Here is a 4,581-nt window from a genome sequence, read left to right as displayed (position 1 = left end):
GTGTGGTTGGGGCCGGTTTAGCGCGATGGAAGAGGTGGGTGAACCGGGCTGCGCTGGGAGCCGCGTGTTCTGACCCCTCTCCCTGAGGGAGAGGGAGGGGCCCGCGCCGGAGGCGTGGGAGGGAGAGGGTTTACGCGACCAACAGCGTAAACCCTCCCCCTACCCCCTCCCTCAGGGAGGGGGGCGCCAAGATTTCCGGTGGCAGGGTGGCTGGTTAGGCCAGTTCGTCCAGCTTGCCGCGCATCAGCTGGAGCATGGCGGAGAAGTCCTTCTGGCCGTAACCCAGGCCGTCGAAGAGTTGGTAGAGGGCCTCGGCCTGGGCGCCCATGGGGGTGGCGGCGCCGGCCTTGGCGGCGGCTTCCTGGGCCAGTTTCAGGTCCTTGAGCATCAGGGCGGTGAGGAAGCCGCCGTTGTAGCCGCGGTTGGAGGGGGCCGCTTCCACCGGGCCGGGCCAGGGGCAGTAGGAGGTCAGGGACCAGCACTGGCCGGAGGACTTTGAGGCGATGTCGAAGAACCGGGTCGGGTCTAGGCCGAGCTTTTCGGCCAGGGCCAGGGACTCGCAGACGCCGAGCATGGAGACGCCCAGCAGCATGTTGTTGCAGATCTTGGCTGCCTGGCCGGAGCCGAGGGCGCCGGCGTGGAAGACGACGCGGGCCATGGGGGTCAGCGCGGCCTCGAAAGCGGGGTAGTCGGCCTCGTCGCAGCCGACCATGAAGGCCAGGGTGCCGGCGTCAGCGGCCATGATGCCGCCGCTGACCGGGGCGTCGCCGAAGCGGAAGCCTGTGGCCATCTCGCCGACGGCGCGGGCGCTGTCGACGTCGATCGTGGAGCAGTCGATCAGCAAAGCGCCCTTGGGGGCATTGGGCAGGATGTCGTGCTCGTAGACCTGGCGCACATGCTTGCCGGCGGGGAGCATGGTGATCACCACCTCGGCGTCGGCCACGGCCTCGGCGACCGACCCGGCGGGCTTGCAGCCGGCGGCGACGGCCTTGTCGAGGGCGGCGCTGGAGAGGTCGAAGGCGGTGACGGCGCGGCCGGCCTTGACCTGGTTGGCCGCCATGCCGGCGCCCATGTTGCCGACCCCGATGAAGGCGACGCGCTGGCTCATTGTCTGAACATCTCCCGGCCGATGATGACCCGCATGATCTCGTTGGTGCCCTCGAGGATCTGGTGGACGCGCAGGTCGCGGACGATGCGCTCGAGGGGGTAGTCGGCGAGGTAGCCGTAGCCGCCGTGCAGCTGCAGGGCGTCGTTGGCGACGTTGAAGCCGGCGTCGGTGGCGAAGCGCTTGGCCATGGCGCAGAGCTTGGTGGCGTGGGGGTCGCGGGCGTCCAGCGCGCTGGCGGCGTTGCGGACCATCAGCTGGGCGGCGGTCAGCTCGGTGGCCATGTCGGCGATCTTGAACTGCAGGGCCTGGAAGTCCTTCAGGGGGCGGCCGAACTGCTTGCGCTCCTCCATGTAGGCCTTGGCGGTGTCGAGGGCGAAGGCGGCGCCGCCAAGAGAGCAGCTGGCGATGTTCAGCCGGCCGCCGTCGAGGCCCATCATGGCGAAGCGGAACCCCTCCCCTTCCTGGCCGACGCGGTTCTCGGCCGGGACGCGGACGTTGTCGAAGTTGACCTGGGCGGTGGGCTGGGACTTCCAACCCATCTTCTTCTCGTTGGCGCCGAAGGAGAGGCCCTCCGTTCCCTTCTCCACCACGAAGGTGGAGACGCCCTTGGGGCCGTCGGCGCCGGTGCGGGCCATGACCACGTAGATGTCAGAGACGCCGGCGCCGGAGATGAAGGCCTTGGAGCCGTTCAGCACATAGTGGTCGCCGTCCAGCCGGGCGGTGGTGCGCATGGAGGCGGCGTCCGAACCGCTGCCCGGCTCGGTCAGGCAGTAGCTGGCGATCAGCTCCATGGTGGTCAGCCGGGGGAGGTACTTTTGGCGCAGGTCCTCCGAGCCAAACCGGTCGATCATCCAGGAGGCCATGTTGTGTATGGTCAGGTAGGCGGCGGTGGGGACGCAACCGTAGCTGAGCGCCTCGAAGATCAGCGAGGCGTCGAGGCGGGTCAGCCCCGAGCCGCCGACGTCTTCCTTCACATAGACCCCGCCGAAGCCCAGCGCCGCGGCCTGGCGCAGGACGTCGACCGGGAAGTGGCTCTCCTCGTCCCAGCGGGCGGCGTTCGGGGCCAGTTCGGCGCGGGCGAAGGCCTGGGCCATCTCCTGGATGGCGCGCTGGTCGTCGGTGAGGGAGAAGTCCATGCCTTGAGCCTCTTCGCCTATTTCATCGTCGGGATGACGAAGGAGGAATCGTCGCTCATCCCTTCCGGCCAGCGGGCGGTGACGGTCTTGACCTTGGTCCAGAACTTCAGGCCTTCCATGCCGTGCTGGTTGGTATCGCCGAAGGCCGACCGCTTCCAGCCCCCGAAGGTGTGATAGGCCACCGGCACCGGGATCGGCACATTGATGCCGACCATGCCGACGTTGACCCTGGCGGCGAACTCGCGGGCGACGCGGCCGTTGCGGGTGAAGATGGCGACGCCGTTGCCGTACTGGTGCTTGCTGGGCAGCTCCAGGGCCTCCTCGAAGGTCTCGGCGCGGACGATCTGCAGGACCGGGCCGAAGATCTCCTCGTGGTAGGTCTTCATGCCGGGCTTGACCCCGTCGAACAGGCTGGGGCCGATGAAGAAGCCCTTCTCGTAGCCCTGCAGTTGGAAGCCCCGGCCATCGACGACCAGCTCGGCGCCCTCGTCCTGGCCGATCTGAATGTATTCGGCGATCTTGGCGCGGTGGGCGGCGCTGACCACCGGGCCGTACTGGGCCTCGGCGTCGTTGGAGACGCCGACCTTCAGGGTCTCGATCTCGGCGATCATCCGCTCGCGCAGCTCGTCGGCGGTCTTCTTGCCGACCGGCACCACCACGGGCAGGGCCATGCAGCGCTCGCCCGCCGAGCCGAAGGCGGCGCCGGAGAGGTCCTTGACCACCTGGTCCATGTCGGCGTCGGGCATGACGATGCCGTGGTTCTTGGCGCCGCCCATGGCCTGGACGCGCTTACCGTGCAGCGTGCCCTGGCTGTAGACGTAGTGGGCGATGTCGCTGCTGCCGACGAAGCTGACGGCCTTGATGTCCGGGTGCTGCAGGATGGCGTCGACGCTGACCTTGTCGCCGTGGACGACGTTGAGCACGCCCGCCGGGGCGCCGGCCTCCATCATCAGCTCGGCCAGGCGGACGGGGACGCTGGGGTCCTTCTCCGAGGGCTTGAGGATGAAGGTGTTGCCCACCGCGATGGCCACGCTGAACATCCACATCGGGATCATGGCCGGGAAGTTGAACGGGGTGATGCCGGCCACCACGCCCAGGCTCTGGCGCATGGAATAGACGTCGATGCCGGGGCCGGCGCCCTCGGTGTATTCGCCTTTGAGGGCATGGGGGATGCCGCAGGCGAACTCGATGACCTCCAGGCCGCGCTGGATGTCGCCCTTGCTGTCGGCGATGACCTTGCCGTGCTCGCTGGACAGCAGCTCGGCCAGGTCCTGCATGTTGGCCTCGACCAGCCGCTTGAACTCGAACATCACCCGCGCCCGGCGCTGGGGATTGGTGGCCGACCAGCCCTCGTGGGCCTTCAGGGCCACCTGGACGGCGGCGTCGAGCTCGGCGGCGGTGGCCAGCGCCACGCGGGCCTGGACCTCGCCGGTGTTGGGATTGAAGACGTCGCCGAAGCGGCCGGAGGTCCCCTCCAGGCTCTGGCCGTTCACGAAGTGGCGGATGTCACGCATGGGGTGCTCCTGAAGTCTGGCCCCTCCCCTATCACCCGCGCGCGGTATGCAGTATTGCAAATTTGCCTATCGGGAGGTGCGAAAATCGATGTCCTTCGACTGGGATGACCTCAAGGTCTTCGTGGCGGCGGCCGAGCGCGGCTCGCTGACCGCGGCGGCGGCAAGCCTGGGGATCAACACCGCCACGGTCGGGCGGCGGGTCGGACGGCTGGAGTCGGCGCTGAAGGCCACCCTGTTCATCCGCTCGGCCACCGGCCTGCAACTGACGGCGGCGGGCGCGCGCCTCTTGGAAGCGGGCCTGGCGGCGCGGCAGGCCATGGCGGCGGCGGAGCGCACCGGCGAGCCCGACGCGGTCGGCGGCACGGTGCGGATCAGCGTCGCCGAGGGCTTCGGCACGGCCATCGTCGCCCCCGGCTTGCCGGCCCTGCGCCGCGCCCGGCCGGGGCTGAAGGTGGAGCTGGCGGCTGGCGCCGGTCTGCTGTCGCCGGGGGCGCGGGAGGTCGACCTGGCGGTGACCCTCAGCGCCCCCAGCTCCCCCAAGCTGGTGGTCGAGCCGCTGACCGAATACCGCCTCGGCCTCTACGCCGCCCCCGGCTACCTGGCCCGCGCCGGCGCCCCGAGCGACGCCGCCGACCTCCACCGCTTCGACATCGTCGGCTATGTCGACGACCTGATCTTCGCGCCTGAGCTCAGGTATCTCGACGAGGTCCACCCGGGCCTGCGCCCCACCCTCTCCAGCTCCTCGATCAACGCCCAGCGCCAGATCGTGGAGGCCGACGGCGGCATCGCCATCCTCCCCTGCTTCCTGGCCGCCCCCCTGACC

General features: G+C 69.4%; 4 protein-coding genes. 1 reads left to right on the top strand and 3 read right to left on the bottom strand.

What is annotated here, in order from left to right; all coding sequences use genetic code 11:
- Positions 1-214: 214 nt before the first annotated feature.
- The 3 genes from mmsB to GVN21_RS20145 are packed head-to-tail and all read right to left on the bottom strand — an operon-like array spanning position 215 to position 3,758.
- A complete protein-coding gene (gene mmsB, locus GVN21_RS20155; protein WP_166576530.1) occupies positions 215-1,108 on the bottom strand; it encodes a 3-hydroxyisobutyrate dehydrogenase in 894 nt (297 codons plus the stop codon).
- The gene (locus GVN21_RS20150; protein WP_166576529.1) at positions 1,105-2,244 is read right to left on the bottom strand and encodes an isobutyryl-CoA dehydrogenase; all 1,140 of its coding nucleotides are present in this window, start codon (positions 2,242-2,244) and stop codon (positions 1,105-1,107) included. Before GVN21_RS20150 ends, mmsB begins: the two co-directional genes overlap by 4 nt.
- A gap of 17 nt (positions 2,245-2,261) precedes the next feature.
- Complete coding sequence (locus tag GVN21_RS20145; RefSeq protein WP_166576528.1) at positions 2,262-3,758, bottom strand: CoA-acylating methylmalonate-semialdehyde dehydrogenase; 1,497 nt, start codon at positions 3,756-3,758, stop codon at positions 2,262-2,264.
- 88 nt (positions 3,759-3,846) lie between these two features.
- Between GVN21_RS20145 and GVN21_RS20140 the strand changes: the two genes are divergently transcribed.
- Positions 3,847-4,581 (top strand): LysR family transcriptional regulator (locus GVN21_RS20140; protein ID WP_166576527.1); only part of this gene is annotated, 735 nt, incomplete at its 3' end.

Origin of the sequence: Caulobacter sp. SLTY (assembly GCF_009905535.1) — a bacterium.
Classification (GTDB): domain Bacteria; phylum Pseudomonadota; class Alphaproteobacteria; order Caulobacterales; family Caulobacteraceae; genus Caulobacter.
The sequence above is the reverse complement of the archived record's forward strand: the minus strand, read 5'-3'. Positions and strand labels throughout refer to the sequence as shown.